The 15,810-nt window shown below is 65.1% G+C and carries 17 protein-coding genes; 11 read left to right on the top strand and 6 right to left on the bottom strand.

The window, feature by feature from the left end:
- Positions 1-2: 2 nt before the first annotated feature.
- Positions 3-716 carry a ribonuclease PH gene (gene rph / locus Q0743_RS15145; protein WP_298242323.1) on the bottom strand — a complete coding sequence of 238 codons (714 nt, stop codon included), beginning with the start codon at positions 714-716 and terminating at the stop codon, positions 3-5.
- Positions 717-896: 180 nt separating this feature from the next.
- On the opposite strand from rph, the gene hrcA reads away from it, so the two are divergent.
- The gene (gene hrcA, locus Q0743_RS15150; protein ID WP_100175233.1) at positions 897-1,985 is read left to right on the top strand and encodes a heat-inducible transcriptional repressor HrcA; all 1,089 of its coding nucleotides are present in this window, start codon (positions 897-899) and stop codon (positions 1,983-1,985) included.
- Positions 1,986-2,083: 98 nt separating this feature from the next.
- Positions 2,084-2,701, top strand: a complete 618-nt coding sequence (gene grpE, locus Q0743_RS15155; protein WP_298242324.1) for a nucleotide exchange factor GrpE — start codon at positions 2,084-2,086, stop codon at positions 2,699-2,701.
- Positions 2,702-2,760: 59 nt separating this feature from the next.
- Here grpE and pncA read toward each other — a convergent pair whose 3' ends face one another.
- Positions 2,761-3,483, bottom strand: a complete 723-nt coding sequence (gene pncA / locus Q0743_RS15160; RefSeq protein ID WP_298242325.1) for a bifunctional nicotinamidase/pyrazinamidase — start codon at positions 3,481-3,483, stop codon at positions 2,761-2,763.
- A gap of 304 nt (positions 3,484-3,787) precedes the next feature.
- Positions 3,788-4,729 carry a hypothetical protein gene (locus Q0743_RS15165; RefSeq protein WP_298242326.1) on the bottom strand — a complete coding sequence of 314 codons (942 nt, stop codon included), beginning with the start codon at positions 4,727-4,729 and terminating at the stop codon, positions 3,788-3,790.
- Between the two features lie 396 nt (positions 4,730-5,125).
- Between Q0743_RS15165 and dnaK the strand changes: the two genes are divergently transcribed.
- The 8 genes from dnaK to Q0743_RS15205 all read left to right on the top strand — a co-directional run bounded on the left by dnaK (position 5,126) and on the right by Q0743_RS15205 (position 12,494).
- Positions 5,126-7,027 carry a molecular chaperone DnaK gene (dnaK, locus tag Q0743_RS15170; RefSeq protein ID WP_298242327.1) on the top strand — a complete coding sequence of 634 codons (1,902 nt, stop codon included), beginning with the start codon at positions 5,126-5,128 and terminating at the stop codon, positions 7,025-7,027.
- Positions 7,028-7,271: 244 nt separating this feature from the next.
- Positions 7,272-8,399: a molecular chaperone DnaJ gene (gene dnaJ / locus Q0743_RS15175; protein WP_298242328.1), complete on the top strand. Its 1,128-nt coding sequence runs from the start codon at positions 7,272-7,274 to the stop codon at positions 8,397-8,399.
- 88 nt (positions 8,400-8,487) lie between these two features.
- A complete protein-coding gene (locus Q0743_RS15180) occupies positions 8,488-9,087 on the top strand; it encodes an rRNA adenine N-6-methyltransferase family protein (RefSeq protein ID WP_027534962.1) in 600 nt (199 codons plus the stop codon).
- 57 nt (positions 9,088-9,144) lie between these two features.
- Positions 9,145-9,723 (top strand): NADPH-dependent FMN reductase, encoded by a 579-nt coding sequence (locus tag Q0743_RS15185; protein WP_298242329.1) that lies wholly within the window; start codon positions 9,145-9,147, stop codon positions 9,721-9,723.
- A 6-nt stretch (positions 9,724-9,729) separates the two neighbouring features.
- Positions 9,730-10,440, top strand: a complete 711-nt coding sequence (pyrF, locus tag Q0743_RS15190) for an orotidine-5'-phosphate decarboxylase (protein WP_298242330.1) — start codon at positions 9,730-9,732, stop codon at positions 10,438-10,440.
- Positions 10,441-10,467: 27 nt separating this feature from the next.
- Complete coding sequence (locus Q0743_RS15195; protein WP_298242331.1) at positions 10,468-10,779, top strand: DUF1330 domain-containing protein; 312 nt, start codon at positions 10,468-10,470, stop codon at positions 10,777-10,779.
- Between the two features lie 252 nt (positions 10,780-11,031).
- Positions 11,032-11,847: a 4-hydroxy-tetrahydrodipicolinate reductase gene (gene dapB / locus Q0743_RS15200; protein WP_298242332.1), complete on the top strand. Its 816-nt coding sequence runs from the start codon at positions 11,032-11,034 to the stop codon at positions 11,845-11,847.
- A gap of 23 nt (positions 11,848-11,870) precedes the next feature.
- Positions 11,871-12,494 carry a 2,3-bisphosphoglycerate-dependent phosphoglycerate mutase gene (locus tag Q0743_RS15205; RefSeq protein WP_100175223.1) on the top strand — a complete coding sequence of 208 codons (624 nt, stop codon included), beginning with the start codon at positions 11,871-11,873 and terminating at the stop codon, positions 12,492-12,494.
- 28 nt (positions 12,495-12,522) lie between these two features.
- On the opposite strand, the gene Q0743_RS15210 is transcribed toward Q0743_RS15205, so the two are convergent.
- The gene (locus Q0743_RS15210; protein ID WP_298242333.1) at positions 12,523-13,419 is read right to left on the bottom strand and encodes a bifunctional helix-turn-helix domain-containing protein/methylated-DNA--[protein]-cysteine S-methyltransferase; all 897 of its coding nucleotides are present in this window, start codon (positions 13,417-13,419) and stop codon (positions 12,523-12,525) included.
- Positions 13,420-13,475: 56 nt separating this feature from the next.
- On the bottom strand, positions 13,476-14,009 hold the full coding sequence (locus Q0743_RS15215; protein WP_298242334.1) for a DUF2244 domain-containing protein: 534 nt from the start codon (positions 14,007-14,009) through the stop codon (positions 13,476-13,478).
- 22 nt (positions 14,010-14,031) lie between these two features.
- Between Q0743_RS15215 and nth the strand changes: the two genes are divergently transcribed.
- Complete coding sequence (nth, locus tag Q0743_RS15220; protein ID WP_298242335.1) at positions 14,032-14,808, top strand: endonuclease III; 777 nt, start codon at positions 14,032-14,034, stop codon at positions 14,806-14,808.
- A gap of 9 nt (positions 14,809-14,817) precedes the next feature.
- Here the strand turns inward: nth and Q0743_RS15225 are convergent, their stop codons facing one another.
- The gene (locus Q0743_RS15225; RefSeq protein WP_298242336.1) at positions 14,818-15,558 is read right to left on the bottom strand and encodes a sulfate transporter family protein; all 741 of its coding nucleotides are present in this window, start codon (positions 15,556-15,558) and stop codon (positions 14,818-14,820) included.
- Positions 15,559-15,810 lie beyond the last annotated feature (252 nt).

Below are 15,810 nucleotides of genomic sequence, written 5' to 3' on the forward strand. Positions count from 1 at the left end.
GACTACGCGACGGCCAGTTTCTGCAAGTCCACCAGCCGCGCAATGCCCTTTTGCGCCAGGGCGATCAGCTTCAGGAACTCGTCCTGCGTGAACGGCTCGCGTTCCGCAGTGCCCTGCACCTCGATGATGCGGCCATCGCCCGTCATGACGAAATTGGCGTCGGTTTCGGCTTCGGAATCCTCGGCATAGTCGAGGTCGAGCACGGTCGTTCCATTGTAGATGCCGCAGGAGATCGCGGCGACGTTGTCGCGCAGCACATTGGCTTTCACCATGTTGCGCGCCTTCATCCAGTTGATGCAATCGGCGAGCGCGACCCAGGCGCCGGTGATCGAGGCCGTGCGGGTGCCGCCGTCGGCCTGGAGCACGTCGCAATCGACCGTGATCTGGCGCTCGCCGAGCGCTTCGAGGTCGACGATGGTGCGAAGCGAGCGGCCGATCAGGCGCTGGATCTCGACGGTGCGGCCGCTCTGCTTGCCGGCGGCGGCCTCGCGGCGGGTGCGTTCGGAGGTCGCGCGCGGCAGCATGCCATATTCGGCGGTGACCCAGCCGCGGCCCTGGCCCTTCAGCCACGGCGGCAGACGGTCTTCCAGCGTGGCGGTGACCAGCACATGGGTGTCGCCGAATTTCACCAGGCACGAGCCTTCCGCATATTTGACCACGCCACGCTCCAGCGTCACGGGGCGCAATTCGTCGGGCGCACGGCGGCTTGGCCGCATGGGAAATCCTCCAAAACTCACGGAAAAAGCTGTCGGCGGTGCTTGTAGGTGGGGCGAGGGTGGGCGGCAAGGGGGAACATCGGCGCCGAATTCACCCTGGATTTCCGATCTGCAAACGCCACGCTTGTCAGAACCCTCGGGGATGGACAAATTATGAGCATCTGAGAGGAGTTACCGTCTGTGGCCCATCACGATCCGATCCATCTGATCGCGCCGCGCGCAGGCCTTGCCCAGCTCAACGAGCGTTCCCGCGACATCTTTCGTCAAATTGTCGAAAGTTATCTCGCGACCGGTGAGCCGGTGGGCTCGCGCAACATTTCCCGCCTGATCGCCATGCCGTTGTCGCCGGCCTCGGTCCGCAACGTCATGGCCGATCTGGAACAGCTCGGCCTGATCTACGCCCCGCACACCTCTGCCGGCCGGCTGCCGACGGAACTCGGCCTGCGCTTCTTCGTCGATGCCTTGATGCAGGTCGGCGACCTCAACGAGGCCGAACGGCAGTCGATCCAGAGCCAGCTCACATCCGTCGGCCAGGCGCATTCGGTGGAGGCCGCGCTGGACCAGGCGCTGACGCGGCTGTCCGGACTGACCCGGGCCGCCGCGGTGGTGTTGACGCCAAAATCCAATGCGCGGCTGAAGCACATCGAATTCGTCCGCCTGGAACCGGAAAAGGCGCTGGTGATCCTGGTCGGCGAGGATGGCCAGGTCGAGAACCGCGTGCTGACGCTGCCCCCTGGGGTTCCCTCCTCGGCGATCACCGAAGCCGGCAATTTCCTCAATGCGCGCATTCGCGGCCGGACCCTGGCCGAGGCGCGGCTCGAGCTCGAGACGGCGCTGGGCGAAGCCCGCGCCGAGCTCGATCAACTGACGCAGAAGGTGATCTCGGCCGGCATCGCCAGCTGGTCCGGTGGCGAGAACGAGGACCGCCAGCTGATCGTCCGCGGCCACGCCAATCTGCTGGAAGATCTGCACGCGCTGGAGGATCTGGAGCGGGTCCGCCTGTTGTTCGACGATCTCGAGACCAAGCGCGGCGTGATCGACCTGCTCGGCCGCGCCGAGACCGCCGAGGGTGTGCGCATCTTTATCGGTTCGGAGAACAAGCTGTTTTCCCTGTCCGGCTCCTCCACGATCATCTCGCCCTATCGGGATGCCGCCGGCCATATTGTCGGCGTTCTCGGCGTGATCGGGCCGACGCGGCTGAATTATGCCCGCGTGATCCCGACCGTGGATTATGCCGCCCGCATCGTCAGTCGCCTCTTGGGGGGCTGACCGGCGTTTGATCCGATCACGGGCGCTTGATTTTCGGCGCCCGAAGCACGATATCCGGGCCAGAAAAATCCCTCGAAACAAGTTTGAGAACAGAGCCGATGACCGATCGAGACCGGCAACCCGAAGACGCGGCTGCGCCGACTGGCGAGCCCGTGGTGTCAAAGCCCTACATCATGCCCGACGATCCCGAGCCCGGCTCGGTCGAAACCCTGCAGAAGGAAGTCGCCGAGGCGCGCGACCGCATGCTGCGGACGCTGGCCGAGATGGAGAATCTGCGCAAGCGCACCACCAAGGAAGTCGCCGACGCCCGTCTCTACGGCATCACCGGCTTTGCCCGCGACGTGCTCGACATCGCCGACAATCTCCAGCGTGCGCTCGATGCCGTTCCGGCCGAGGCGCGTGCCGCGGCCGATCCCGGCCTGACCTCGCTGATCGAGGGCGTCGAGCTCACCGAACGCGCGCTGCTCAGCGCGCTGGAGAAGCACGGCGTGAAGAAGCTCGATCCGCAGGGCCAGAAGTTCGACCCGAACTTCCACCAGGCCATGTACGAAGTGCCCGATGCGTCGGTGCCGTCGGGCACGGTCGTGCAGATCATGCAGGCCGGCTATACCATCGGCGAGCGCGTGCTGCGCCCGGCTCTCGTCGGCGTCGCCAAGGGCGGCGCGAAGGCTGCTCCGGCCGCGAACAGCAACGAGTCGAGCGGCGCGCCGAATTGAGTTTTGGCGTCATTCCGGGTTCGGCTCTTCGAGCCGTCCCGGCATGCAGCTCGAAAATCCTACGCGCTCACGGCGATATCACCCGACTGAATCCGCTTCACGCCGGCCTTGGCCATGTCGGCCCAGGCCTTTGCCAGTGAGCCCTGGGTGTCGATGCCGCGGCAGGCGTCTTCCACCACATAGACCTCGAAGCCCGCCTTGCGCGCGTCCAGCGCGGTCCAGGCGACGCAGAAGTCTGTCGCGAGCCCGGCGACGAAGACGCGCTTGATCTTGCGGCCCTTCAGATAGCCCGCGAGGCCCGTCGAGGTCTTGCCGTCGGCTTCGAGGAAGGCCGAGTAGCTATCGACGTCCTTGTGAAAGCCCTTGCGGATGATGAGCTCGGCGTGGGGGATCGCAAGGTCCTTCGACAGCGCCGCGCCGTCGGTACCCTGCACGCAATGATCAGGCCAGAGCACCTGCTTGCCGTAGGGGAGATCGACGGTCTCGAACGGTTTCTTGCCGGAGTGGGTCGAGGCAAACGAAACGTGGCCGGGCGTGTGCCAGTCCTGCGTCATCACCACATTCGCGAATGCCTTCGAGATCTTGTTGATGACCGGCACCACCTGCTCGCCTTCCTTCACGGCGAGGCTGCCGCCGGGCAGGAAGCAGTTCTGCACGTCGATCACGAGCAGCGCGGAGCTCGCATCCGGCTTGATCGAAGCTGCTGCAAAGAGTGCTGTCGGCGCGAGAGTCACGAGCGCCGTCGTTCCGAGCGCCGCGAGGATTTGTCGTCGATCAAGCATCGTTCGCCTCCCCTTGGGATGATCCAACGGGAACGAAGCCTAGTTCCGTTCGTACACGAACAGAAGCCCGAAAATGCGGCCGGTCTTGGTGAGGGGTTGGGCTGGCGACCCCAACTCACTGTCGTCCCGGACAAGCGCGCCCTTGAGGCGCGTGCCGATCCGGGACCCATACCCCAGGGAGATGTTTGGCGAAGACTCTGAGTGGGACAGCGACCACCCGCAGCCGTGATATCACGCGGTATGGGTCCCTGCGTTCGCAGGGACGACACTGGGTGTGCTGGAGCGCCTAGCGCCTTCTTCGTGCCTACCCCTTCGGCTGAATCCCGTCGCGCACCGCGCGGAAGCGGGTGAAGGCGGCCTGCCACTGGTCACGCGGCGCGCTGGCGATGATGCGCAGCGAGGCGCCGCCGGTCGAGAAGCGGATCCACTGCACCACGGTGACCGGGGTCTTTTCCTTGCCGCTGACGCCGTCGATCCGGGTCTCGAAGCCTTGCTGTCCGTTGATACGGATCGGCTCGGACATGGTGACGCGCGATTCCCGCACGCCCGGGATTTGCAGCGCGGCCTCCTGGGCGAAGCGGGCGCGGTCGTCGGCGGCTTGCGGGGTGGCGCCGATCAGGCCGAGGATCATGAACGGCTTCGACTCATAGCCCGCGCTCTCGTTGCCGTCCGCCAGGATGATGCTGGAGCCCGGCGCCAGCGTGCGGATGTCCTTGAAATCGGCGAGATCGGTGATCTTGAACGGCATCAGCCCGATCTGCTCTTCGGCCGAGACCTGTTTGCGGGTGGAGGCGCTTGCAAACATCTGCCGCACCGCCTCATCCGTGTAGATCTTGGTCGCATTCTCCGGGATCTGCACCGCGACATAGCCGGAGAAGCCCGCGCCCGGCACGATCATCGAATAGCGCTTCACCGCCGTCTCGCCGGCCTTGCCGCTTTCGGTGGTGAAATAGGCAAGGCCCGCTGGGGTCTCGATCTTGTCCTGCTTGACGCCATTGGCGCCTGCGGGATTGGAGTTGAAGGCGCTCACGACCTCGCCATAGGCCGCCGGCGGCAGCTCGGTGATCAGCACCTTGACGCTGCCGTCTTCGCTTTCGAAGCCCGGAAAGGTCTTGGCCGTGTTGAGGCCGACCAGCGGCACCATGCCGAGGCGCAAGCCGGGCGGAAACACGGCGTCGGCGGCGAGAGCCGGAAGCGCGGAGCTAACGAGAAGGGCGAGCGCGGCGAGGGGACGGATCAGCTTCATGGGCACTCTGATTGGTTCACATTGAGGCCGTTCGATGGTGGTCCACCGGGCCGCTTTGTCGCGCGTAGCAGCTCTGGTGGCTGCCCGGCCGGGTCCGCCTTTTACCGGGTTTGGGCCGGCGGCAACAGGGTGGGCGGGCCCCGCGGTAGCGGGGGCTTGCTGATGCCTGAACCTGTTAATAATTCCTCACCCGCAAGTGCGGTGAAGCCCGGATATCGTCTTCCAAAACCCGATGTTTTCGCGGCAGAAACCTAGCTTCGGTCCTTGCGGGCCCCTCCCCCCCTCCTATATGAGCCTCAATCATCGCAATATCGCGGATGTTTGATCTTAGGGGGTTTCGGTTCGGGTGCCTTCTGGGCCCAGCCAGCCTGCCGCAAAAACAAGGATATCAGGACCATGGGAAAGGTCATTGGGATCGACCTCGGCACCACGAATTCGTGCGTTGCCGTGATGGATGGCAAGAACGCCAAAGTCATCGAGAATTCCGAAGGCATGCGCACGACGCCTTCGATCGTCGCCGTCACGGACGACGGTGAGCGCCTCGTCGGCCAGCCGGCCAAGCGCCAGGCCGTCACCAATCCCGAGCGCACCTTCTTCGCAGTGAAGCGCCTGATCGGCCGCCGCTACGACGACCCCATGGTCGAGAAGGACAAGAAGCTCGTTCCCTACAAGATCGTGAAGGCTTCCAACGGCGACGCCTGGGTCGAGGCCGACGGCCAGACCTACTCGCCCTCGCAGGTCTCGGCTTTCATCCTTCAGAAGATGAAGGAAACCGCGGAAGCCCATCTCGGCCAGAAGGTCGACCAGGCCGTCATCACCGTTCCCGCCTACTTCAACGACGCCCAGCGCCAGGCGACCAAGGACGCCGGCAAGATCGCGGGCCTCGAAGTGCTGCGCATCATCAACGAGCCGACCGCGGCTGCGCTCGCCTATGGCCTCGACAAGACCAAGACCGGCACGATCGCCGTGTATGACCTCGGCGGCGGCACCTTCGATATCTCCATTCTCGAAATCGGCGACGGCGTGTTCGAGGTGAAGTCGACCAACGGCGACACCTTCCTCGGCGGCGAAGATTTCGACATGCGTCTCGTCGGCTACCTCGCCGATGAATTCCAGAAGGAGCAGGGCATCAACCTGCGCAACGACAAGCTCGCGTTGCAGCGCCTGAAGGAAGCCGCTGAAAAGGCCAAGATCGAGCTGTCGTCGACGACGCAGACCGAGATCAACCTGCCCTTCATCACCGCGGACCAGACCGGCCCGAAGCACCTGACGATGAAGCTAACCCGCGCCAAGTTCGAGGCGCTGGTCGACGACCTCGTGCAGAAGACCGTCGAGCCCTGCCGCAAGGCGCTGAAGGATGCCGGCGTCACCGCCGGTGAGATCGGTGAAGTCGTTCTGGTCGGCGGCATGTCGCGCATGCCGAAGGTCCAGGAAGTCGTCAAGCAGCTGTTCGGCAAGGAGCCGCACAAGGGCGTCAACCCGGACGAAGTCGTCGCGATCGGTGCCGCGATCCAGGCCGGCGTGCTCCAGGGCGACGTCAAGGACGTGCTGCTGCTCGACGTGACCCCGCTGTCGCTGGGCATCGAGACGCTGGGCGGTGTGTTCACCCGCATCATCGACCGCAACACCACGATCCCGACCAAGAAGAGCCAGGTGTTCTCGACGGCTGAAGACAATCAGAATGCCGTCACCATCCGCGTCTTCCAGGGCGAACGTGAAATGGCGGCCGACAACAAGATGCTCGGCCAGTTCGACCTGATGGGCATTCCGCCGGCCCCGCGCGGCATGCCGCAGATCGAGGTGACCTTCGACATCGACGCGAACGGTATCGTCAACGTGTCGGCCAAGGACAAGGCCACGGGCAAGGAGCAGCAGATCCGCATCCAGGCCTCCGGCGGTCTGTCGGAAGCCGACATCGAGAAAATGGTCAAGGACGCCGAGGCCAATGCCGAGGCGGACAAGAAGCGCCGCGAGGCCGTCACCGCCAAGAACGAGGCGGATGGCCTGGTGCATTCGACCGAGAAGGCCCTGGCCGAGCATGGCTCGAAGGTTGCCGAGACCGAGCGCCGCGCCATCGAGGATGCCGTCAGCGACCTCAAGGAAGCGCTGAAGGGCGACGATGCCGAGGCCATCAAGGCCAAGACCCAGACGCTGGCCCAGGCTTCGATGAAGCTCGGCGAGGCCATGTACAAGCAGCAGGCCGAGGCCGACGCCAAGAAGGACGCGGCCAAGGACGACGTCGTCGACGCGGAGTTCACCGAGGTCGACGACGACAAGAACAACAAGAAGTCCGCCTGAGCCCCGAGAGGGTGACATGCGGACGGCTTGGACCCCACACGCGCGACCGGCCTCCTCCCCTTCGGGGGAGGCCGACGTGTCGGGACGAACGGGACGGGTGCCCGTTACGATCGATCAATTTCCAGCCGTTATGCTGAACGCCGCCATGCCGTCCTCCGCCGTGAGGCGGAAGGCTGCCCATATCGTCGCGTCGCGACGTCGTTTCGCTCCGACTTGAATCGCGATTGGATAGACCGAGCTCAACATGTCCACGTCCACCAAGCGCTGCTACTACGAGACCCTCGAAGTCGAACGCGATGCCGACGAAGGCAAGCTGAAATCGTCGTTCCGCAAGCTGGCGATGAAGTTTCACCCCGACCGCAATCCCGGGGACGACAGCAGCGAAGTCAAGTTCAAGGAAATCAACGAGGCCTACGAGGTCCTCAAGGACAAGGACAAGCGCGCGGCCTATGACCGCTACGGTCATGCGGCTTTCGAGCAGGGCGGCGGCGGCGCCGGCTTCGGCGCGGGCTTCGCCTCCTCCTTCTCCGACATTTTCGAAGACCTGTTCGGCATGGCCGGGCAGCGTGGCCGCGGCGGCCGCGAGCGCGGGGCCGACCTGCGCTACAACATGGAAATCACGCTCGAGGAAGCCTTTGGCGGCAAGACCGCACAGATCGAGATTCCGGTCTCGGTCACCTGCGAGGCCTGCTCGGGCATCGGCGCCAAGGCCGGCACCAAGCCGAAGACCTGTTCGACCTGCGGCGGCGCCGGCCGCGTGCGGCAGTCGCAGGGCTTCTTCACGCTGGAGCGCACCTGCCCGGGCTGCCAGGGCCGCGGCCAGATGATCGAGGATGCCTGCCCGTCCTGCTCGGGACAGGGCCGCGTCACCCGCGAGCGCACGCTGTCCGTCAACATTCCGCAGGGCGTCGAGGACGGCACGAGGATCAGGCTCGCCGGCGAGGGCGAGGCCGGGGTCCGCGGCGGTCCGCCCGGTGACCTCTACATCTTCCTGTCACTGGCCCAGCACCAGTTCTTCCAGCGCGACGGCGCCGATCTGCATTGCCGTGTGCCGATCTCGATGGTGACGGCCGCCCTCGGCGGCGAATTCGAGGTGCCGACCATCGAAAAGGGCAAGGCCAAGGTGAAGGTGCCGCCCGGAACCCAGTCCAATCGCCGATTCCGCATTGCATCAAAAGGCATGCCGGTGCTGCGGTCGCGCCAGATGGGCGACATGTACGTTCAGGTCGTGGTCGAGACCCCGCAGAATCTCACCAAGAAGCAGCAGGAATTGCTGGCCGAGTTCGAAAAGCTGTCAAGCGGCAACACCCAGCCGGAATCCGAGGGCTTCTTCGCCAAGGTCAAGGATTTCTTCGGTAATCGGGCGAGTTGACTCGGCTTGACCGTATCGACTTCGGCCTATACGTCTTTATGACCATTTTCTGACACGCCGCGGTCCCGCGGTCCCGTCCGGTCCTGACATGCCATTGCCATCGTCCGCGCGTGCGTTGAAGAAGCCTCGTCTCGATGACGAGGTGCGCTTTCTCAGATCGTGGATCGAAAAGCCGCTGCATATGGGCGCAGTGATGCCGTCGGGCAAGCTGCTGGCGCGGACCATGGCCCATTACGTCGATGTCGATTCGGACGCGCCCGTGGTCGAGCTCGGGCCTGGCACCGGCGCCATTACCTCCGCGCTGGTCGAGCGCGGTGTCGATCAGAAGCGTCTCGTCCTCGTCGAATACAATCCCGGCTTCTGCGCGCTGCTGCGCGACCGCTATCCGCAGGCCAAGGTGGTGCAGGGCGATGCCTATCGCCTGCGTGACACGCTTTGGAACGTGCTGAGCGCGCCGGCGAGCGCGGTCGTCTCCGGCCTGCCGCTCGTGACGAAACCGATGCTGACGCGGCTGCGGCTGATCCGCGACGCCTTCACCGCGCTCGCGCCCGGCGCACCCTTCGTCCAGTTCACCTATGCGGTGGTGCCGCCGATCCCGAAATCGCTGCCCGGCGTGTCCACAGAGGCCTCGGAACGGATCTGGATGAACCTTCCGCCGGCCCGCGTCTGGGTGTATCGCAAGGACTAATTCCGCCGGCGTTTTCCTTTGCGCGGCGGGCTCGTTTCGCCGAACGCATGGAAGTGGATGTCCGCACCCAAAATCCTGGTCATTCCCGGCTCGCTGCGCACCGGTTCGCACAACGCGAAGCTGGCGGCGGTGGTCGCCTATGAATTTGCCCAGGCCGGCGTTGACGTCACCCGCATCTCGCTCGCCGATTTTCCGCTGCCGATCTATGACGGCGATCTCCAGGCCAAGTCCGGCGTTCCCAAGCACGCCGTCAATCTCAAGCGCATGATCGGCACGCATCACGGCGTGCTGTTCGTCTCGCCCGAATACAACGCCTCGGTGCCGCCGCTGCTCAAGAACGCGATCGACTGGGTCAGCCGCGTGCAGGATCCGCACGAGGCACGCGGCGAGGTGTTCCGCAACCGTGCCTTCGCGCTCGCCGGCGCCTCGCAGAGTAGGTTAGGTGCAGCGCGTGCGCTACAGGCGCTGAGGCTGATCCTGACCTCCTGCCACGCCAATGTGATTGCGAGCCAGCTTACGCTCGCCTTTGCCGACCAGGCCTATGACGATATGGACAAGCTCAAGAACGAGGGCGATATCGCCGCGCTGAAGCAGCTGGTCGCGCAATTGATCGACATTTCCCAACGCATGATGTGAGGTGACATGACGCCAGCCGAGATCGCCCCGAAGGACCGCCTGATCGTGCCGCTCGACCTGCCGAGCGTTGAAGCTGCGGAGGCGATGATCGCTGGGCTCGGCGACAGCGTCACCTTCTACAAGATCGGCTATCAGCTCGCTTATGCCGGCGGCCTGCCGTTGATCGGCAAGCTCGCCGACAGGGGCAAGAAGGTGTTTGCCGATCTCAAGATGCACGACATCGGCAACACGGTTGCGCGTGGCGTGGAAAGCGTCGCCAAGCTGGGCGCGACCTTCCTCACCGTACACGCCTATCCGCAGACCATGAAGGCTGCGGTCGAGGGACGCGGCGGCTCGGGCTTGAAGATTCTCGCGGTCACCGTGCTGACCTCCTACAACGACGACGATCTGCACGCGGCCGGATATCGGCTCGGCGTCTCCGAGCTGGTCGAGGCGCGCGCGCAGCAGGCGCAGGTGCTCGGCATCGACGGTCTCGTCTGCTCGCCGGAAGAAGTGGGCGCCTTGCGCAAGATCGTCGGTCATCAGATGAGCCTGGTGACGCCGGGCATTCGTCCGGCGGGCGCACCGAGCGGCGACCAGAAGCGCATCATGACGCCGGGGCGTGCGATTGCCGCAGGTGCCGACTATCTCGTCGTTGGGCGGCCGATCCTTGAAGCCGCCAACCCCAAGGCTGCGGCCGATGCAATCCAGGCCGAGATCGCGCAAGCGCTCGGCTAGAGCAACAAAGAAGCAGGGAGAAGAACAATGGCAAAGGGCTACTGGGTCGGGCGCGTCGACGTGAACAGTGACGAGGGCTACAAGCCCTACGCTGTCGCCAACGGTCCGATCTTCAAGAAATGGGGCGGCCGCTTCGTCGTCCGCGGCGGCAAGTTCACCACCGTCGAAGGTGCCAGCCGTACCCGCAACGTCGTGATCGAATTCCCGGACTACGAGACCGCGATCGCCTGCTACAACTCGCCGGAATATCAGGCCAACATCAAGGTGCGCCAACCGCACTCGATCGCCGACCTCATCATCATCGAGGGCTATGACGGCCCGCAGCCGGCGGACGGTTGAGGTTCTCTCTTACCCTCCCCTGGAGGGGGAGGGTCGATCGCGCGAAGCGCGAGCGGGGTGGGGTGATCTCTCAACACGGACACTGTGCGTGGAGGAGAGACCGTCACCCCACCCCGCTGCGCATTCCGCTTCGCTGCATGCTCAGCGACCCTCCCCCTCCAGGGGAGGTTTAAGAGGCGCCGCGGCCCCTGATCCCCTTCGGTTGCCGGAACTGCGTCCCCCCGCTACAACGGCCCCGAAGAGGATCACACGATGTCCGACATGCGCTTGATTGTTGCAGGAGCCGGCGGCCGGATGGGCCGCGCGCTGGTGCGGGCGATTGCCGACACCAAGGGCGCCGTGCTGGCAGGCGCGCTGGAGGCACCGGGCTCGGAGCTGCTCGGCAAGGATGCCGGCGTGCTCGCAGGGCTTCCCGCCAACGGCATCAAGCTCTCGGCCGATCTCTGGGCGATGTCGAAGGAGGCCGACGGCATCCTCGATTTTACCGTCCCGGCCGCGACCATCGCCAATGTCGCGATCGCCGCCGAGCGGGGCATCGTCCATGTCGTCGGCACCACCGGATTGTCGGGCTCCGACAATGCCGTGATCAAGAGCGTCACCAATCGCGCCGTCGTCGTGCAGTCGGGCAATATGAGCCTCGGCGTCAACCTGCTCGCCGCCGTGGTCAAGCGCGTCGCCAAGGCACTCGACCAGAGCTTCGATATCGAGATCGTCGAGACCCATCATCGCATGAAGGTCGATGCGCCCTCCGGCACCGCGCTCATGCTGGGCCAGGCTGCGGCCAGCGGCCGCGACGTCACGCTCGATGATCATTCGGAGCGTGGCCGCGACGGGATCACCGGCGCGCGCAGGCCGGGCAATATCGGTTTCGCCTCCTTGCGCGGCGGCACCGTGGCCGGCGATCACAGCGTCACCTTCCTCGGCCGGTTCGAGCGCCTGACGCTGTCGCATCAGGCCGAAGACCGCATGCTGTTTGCCCACGGCGCGCTGAAGGCGGCGCTGTGGGCGCATGGCAAGAAGCCGGGGCACTATTCCATGGCCGACGTGCTCGGCCTCGCCGATATCTGATCGAAACCAACGGAAAGCAGTCAATGAGCGAACGTCTTCTCGTGCTCGTGCGCCACGGCCAGAGCGAATGGAATCTGAAGAACCTGTTCACGGGATGGAAGGACCCTGACCTCACCGAGCTCGGCGTCAAGGAAGCCACGGAAGCCGGCCGCAAGTTGAAGGCGCAGGGGCTTCAATTCGACGTCGCCTTTACCTCCGTGCTGACGCGCGCGCAGCACACGCTCGACATCATCCTCGGCGAGCTCGGTCAGACCGGTCTTCCGACCTCGAAGAACCTCGCGCTCAACGAACGCGATTATGGAGACCTCTCCGGCCTCAACAAGGACGATGCGCGCAAGAAATGGGGCGAGGACCAGGTGCTGATCTGGCGCCGCTCCTACGACGTGCCGCCGCCCGGCGGCGAAAGCCTGAAGGACACGCTCGCGCGCGCGTTGCCATACTACGTGCAGGAAATCCTGCCCGGCGTGCTCAACGGCAAGCGCACCCTGGTCGCCGCCCACGGCAACTCGCTGCGCGCGCTGATCATGGTGCTGGAGAAGCTGTCGCCCGAAGGCATCCTGAAGCGTGAGCTCGCCACCGGCGTGCCGATCATCTACCGGCTCAATGCGGATTCGACGGTGGCCTCGAAGCTGGATCTGGCGGGTTAGGATTTCGCCGCACACGGCGGCAGCGGCGTTACTGCATCCCCAGCTGTCCGGCTTCCCAGCCCAGCATCGCCTGCTTGCGGGTGATGCCCCAGTGGTAGCCGGTGAGCGTGCCGCTCTTGCCGAGCGCGCGATGACACGGCACCACGAACGAGACCGGGTTCTTGCCGACCGCCGCGCCGACGGCGCGTGAGGCCTTCGGGCTGTTGATGTTGCAGGCGATGTCCGAATACGACACCGCGCGGCCCATCGGGATCTTCAGAAGCGTCTCCCAGACCCGCACCTCGAAATCGGTGCCGATCATCACCACGCGCAGCGGCTGGTCCGGCCGCCACAGCTTCGTGTCGAAGATGCGCGCGGCGAGCGGCGCGGTGCCTTCGTGATCTTCGACATAGGTGGCGTTCGGCCAGCGCCGCGTCATGTCGGCGAGCGCGACCTTCTCCTCGCCGTGATCGGCGAAGGCGAGCCCCGACAGGCCCCGATCGGTCGCGATCACGATCGCGGTGCCGAACGGCGAGGGGTGGAAGCCGTAGCGCAGGGTGAGGCCGGCGCCGCCGTTCTTCCACTCACCCGGTGACATCGCTTCGTGCGTGACGAAAAGATCGTGCAGCCGGCCCGGCCCCGAGAGACCTGAGTCGAGTGCAGCGTCGAGGATGCTCGCGGAGTCCCGCAGCAGTCCCTTTGCATGGTCGAGCGTGAGCGCCTGCATAAAGGCCTTCGGCGTGATCGAGGCCCAGCGGCGAAACAGATGGTGCAGCTCATCCGGCGTGACGCCGGCCGCATCTGCCATCGCCTCGATGGTCGGCTGCGCGCGCCAGTTCTCCGAGATGAACGCGATCGCCCGGCGGACCGAATCATAGTCGCGTAGCGCGGCGTTCTGGGGGCCCGGCTTGGCCAGGCGCTGGTCATGTATGGCGAGTGTCATCATGGGCGGAAATGTAGGCGTCAGACGGGTGCGAAACCACCCGATTTCCGACCCGGCGGTCAGGTGATCGGATTGTAGGTCGGGCCGCGCTTGGCGGCATTCAGCGCCTCGGCCAAGCCTTTGTAAAAGCTTGCCTTTTCTTCTGGTCCGAGAAATCGCGCGATCCGGATCTGGTGACCGCGCGAGATCAAATAGAGATGCTCGATGCCGAAGTCCTCGTCGACCTCCATGTCGAGGCGGACCCAGAGCGGGTTGAAGGTCCATTCGACGACCTGGCCGCGGTGGCTGACGCGCCGCACCCGCAATTCGCTCGTCGTGACGGTGATCTCCTCGCGCGCCCGCGCGGTGCGGAAATTGGCCCTGAAGGCCCACCAGACCACGAGCACGTCGAGGCCGAAGAAGCCGAGCACCGGCCAGGCGCCCTTCATCAGGAAGACGAGACCGGTGGCGAAGCTGACGACGCTGAGGAACAGCATCACCGCGAGGAAGCCGGTGCGGTTGAGCGAGCGGTGCGGCGTCAGCAGCGCGGAGAAGACCTGCTGCTCGCGCAGATCTTCGAAATGCTCGTGCTCAATTTCGTTGCCTGGGCTCATCGTCCCTCAGTATATCCCGATCATGGCGAAAATCACCCGCAAGCCGGCTCCGCGCAAGGCACCCGTGACGAAGGCGAAGGCCGCCGTCGCGAAGCCCAGGCCCGCGAAGAAATCGGCGCCGGCAAAAAGATCGCTCAAGGCCATGAAACCCAATTTCTTAAAGCCTTGGACGCCGGCCGAGGTTCACGAGGTCTTCAGCCGTTTCCGCAAGGCCAATCCGGAGCCGAAGGGCGAGCTCGAGCACGTCAATCCGTTCACGCTGCTGGTCGCCGTGGTGCTGTCGGCGCAGGCCACCGATGCCGGCGTCAACAAGGCGACACGCGCCCTGTTCGAGATCGCCGACACGCCGCAGAAGATGCTCGACCTCGGCGAGGAGCGTCTGCGCGACTACATCAAGACCATCGGCCTCTACCGCACCAAGGCGAAGAACGTGATCGCGCTGTCGGCCAAGGTGCTCAGCGAGTTCGGCGGCGAGGTGCCGCGCACCCGCGCGGAGATCGAGTCCTTGCCCGGTGCCGGACGCAAGACCGCCAATGTCGTGCTCAACATGGCCTTCGGGGAGCATACCATGGCGGTCGACACGCATGTGTTCCGCGTCGGCAACCGCACGGGCCTTGCGCCCGGCAAGACGCCGCTGGAAGTCGAGCTCGGCCTCGAAAGGGTGATCCCGGCCGAGTTCATGCTGCATGCCCATCATTGGCTGATCCTGCACGGCCGCTATACCTGCCTCGCGCGCAAGCCACGCTGCGAGGTCTGCCTGATCAACGATCTCTGCCGGTGGCCGGAGAAGACGATCTGAGGCGAGGGCTCAACGTACCTGCCGTGCCGGCTCGATCAGCTCCGGCCGCGGGCCCGACAGCCGCTTGTGCATGTGGACCATGAAGGCCATGCCGAAGATCGGCGTCGCCAGATTGACGACCGGGATCGAGACGAAGGCGGCGATGAACAGGCCGGCGGTGAAGATGATCGCGGCATTGTCGCGCCGCATCGCCTTGGCCTCCTCCGGCGAGCGGAAGCGCATCGCGGCAAGCTCGAAATATTCGCGGCCCAGCAGCCAGGCGGCGGCGATGAAGAAGATCAGGAAGCCGGCGCCGGCGAACAACACCAGCGGCAGCGCGGCGAGGTACACCAAAATCGTCAGCAGCGCGGTCTTGACGCCTTCGAGGATCGCCTGGCTGAACGGCAGCGCGAGGCCCGGCTGTTCGGCAGGATAATGCTCGCGCTCGACGATGTCGGCGACGTCGTCGACGAACAGGCTCGCCACCAGCGAAGTGATCGCCGGCATCAGGAAGATGCCGCCGAATACGACGCCGAGGCCGGCCGCGATCGAGACGATCCAGGACAAGACCTCGAGCGAGGAATGCCAGCCCGGTCCCAGCAGGCCCTCCAGCCAGACCTCGCCAGAGGTCGCAAACCAGCTGAGCAGCCGCTGCAGGCCGATCGCCAGCGCGGTGATCAGCACCAGCGCCAGCCCGATCGATCGCCACAGGATCGAGCGCATCGGCGGCGAGATCATTTGCGACAGCGCCTTGATGGCGGCATCCAGCATGGGGGACCCTCTGAGGTAGACGACCAGCGAGACGTAGACACCGAATGCGGCTTCGGCAAGGGAAGGTTGCTCGCTGCGAAGGTGGCGCGATCTCTTGCTTACCCTCCCCTGGAGGGGGAGGGTCGGCATGCGATTGAGCGAAGCGAGATCGCGTGACGGGGTGGGGTGACGGTCTCTCCACACCCAACACTGCCCGTGTGGAGAGATCACCCCACCCCGCTCGCGCTGCGCGCGATCGACCCTCCCCCTCCA

It is taken from the genome of uncultured Bradyrhizobium sp., assembly GCF_936943645.1.
Taxonomy (GTDB): Bacteria; Pseudomonadota; Alphaproteobacteria; order Rhizobiales; family Xanthobacteraceae; genus Bradyrhizobium.

Bases quoted from the DNA above. Each gene is read 5' to 3' on its own strand.
- rph (WP_298242323.1), bottom strand. From the start codon at position 716: ATGCGGCCAAGCCGCCGTGCGCCCGACGAATTGCGCCCCGTGACGCTG.
- grpE (WP_298242324.1), top strand. From the start codon at position 2,084: ATGACCGATCGAGACCGGCAACCCGAAGACGCGGCTGCGCCGACTGGC.
- pncA (WP_298242325.1), bottom strand. From the start codon at position 3,483: ATGCTTGATCGACGACAAATCCTCGCGGCGCTCGGAACGACGGCGCTC.
- Q0743_RS15165 (WP_298242326.1), bottom strand. From the start codon at position 4,729: ATGAAGCTGATCCGTCCCCTCGCCGCGCTCGCCCTTCTCGTTAGCTCC.
- dnaK (WP_298242327.1), top strand. From the start codon at position 5,126: ATGGGAAAGGTCATTGGGATCGACCTCGGCACCACGAATTCGTGCGTT.
- dnaJ (WP_298242328.1), top strand. From the start codon at position 7,272: ATGTCCACGTCCACCAAGCGCTGCTACTACGAGACCCTCGAAGTCGAA.
- Q0743_RS15180 (WP_027534962.1), top strand. From the start codon at position 8,488: ATGCCATTGCCATCGTCCGCGCGTGCGTTGAAGAAGCCTCGTCTCGAT.
- Q0743_RS15185 (WP_298242329.1), top strand. From the start codon at position 9,145: ATGTCCGCACCCAAAATCCTGGTCATTCCCGGCTCGCTGCGCACCGGT.
- pyrF (WP_298242330.1), top strand. From the start codon at position 9,730: ATGACGCCAGCCGAGATCGCCCCGAAGGACCGCCTGATCGTGCCGCTC.
- Q0743_RS15195 (WP_298242331.1), top strand. From the start codon at position 10,468: ATGGCAAAGGGCTACTGGGTCGGGCGCGTCGACGTGAACAGTGACGAG.
- dapB (WP_298242332.1), top strand. From the start codon at position 11,032: ATGTCCGACATGCGCTTGATTGTTGCAGGAGCCGGCGGCCGGATGGGC.
- Q0743_RS15205 (WP_100175223.1), top strand. From the start codon at position 11,871: ATGAGCGAACGTCTTCTCGTGCTCGTGCGCCACGGCCAGAGCGAATGG.
- Q0743_RS15210 (WP_298242333.1), bottom strand. From the start codon at position 13,419: ATGATGACACTCGCCATACATGACCAGCGCCTGGCCAAGCCGGGCCCC.
- Q0743_RS15215 (WP_298242334.1), bottom strand. From the start codon at position 14,009: ATGAGCCCAGGCAACGAAATTGAGCACGAGCATTTCGAAGATCTGCGC.
- nth (WP_298242335.1), top strand. From the start codon at position 14,032: ATGGCGAAAATCACCCGCAAGCCGGCTCCGCGCAAGGCACCCGTGACG.
- Q0743_RS15225 (WP_298242336.1), bottom strand. From the start codon at position 15,558: ATGCTGGATGCCGCCATCAAGGCGCTGTCGCAAATGATCTCGCCGCCG.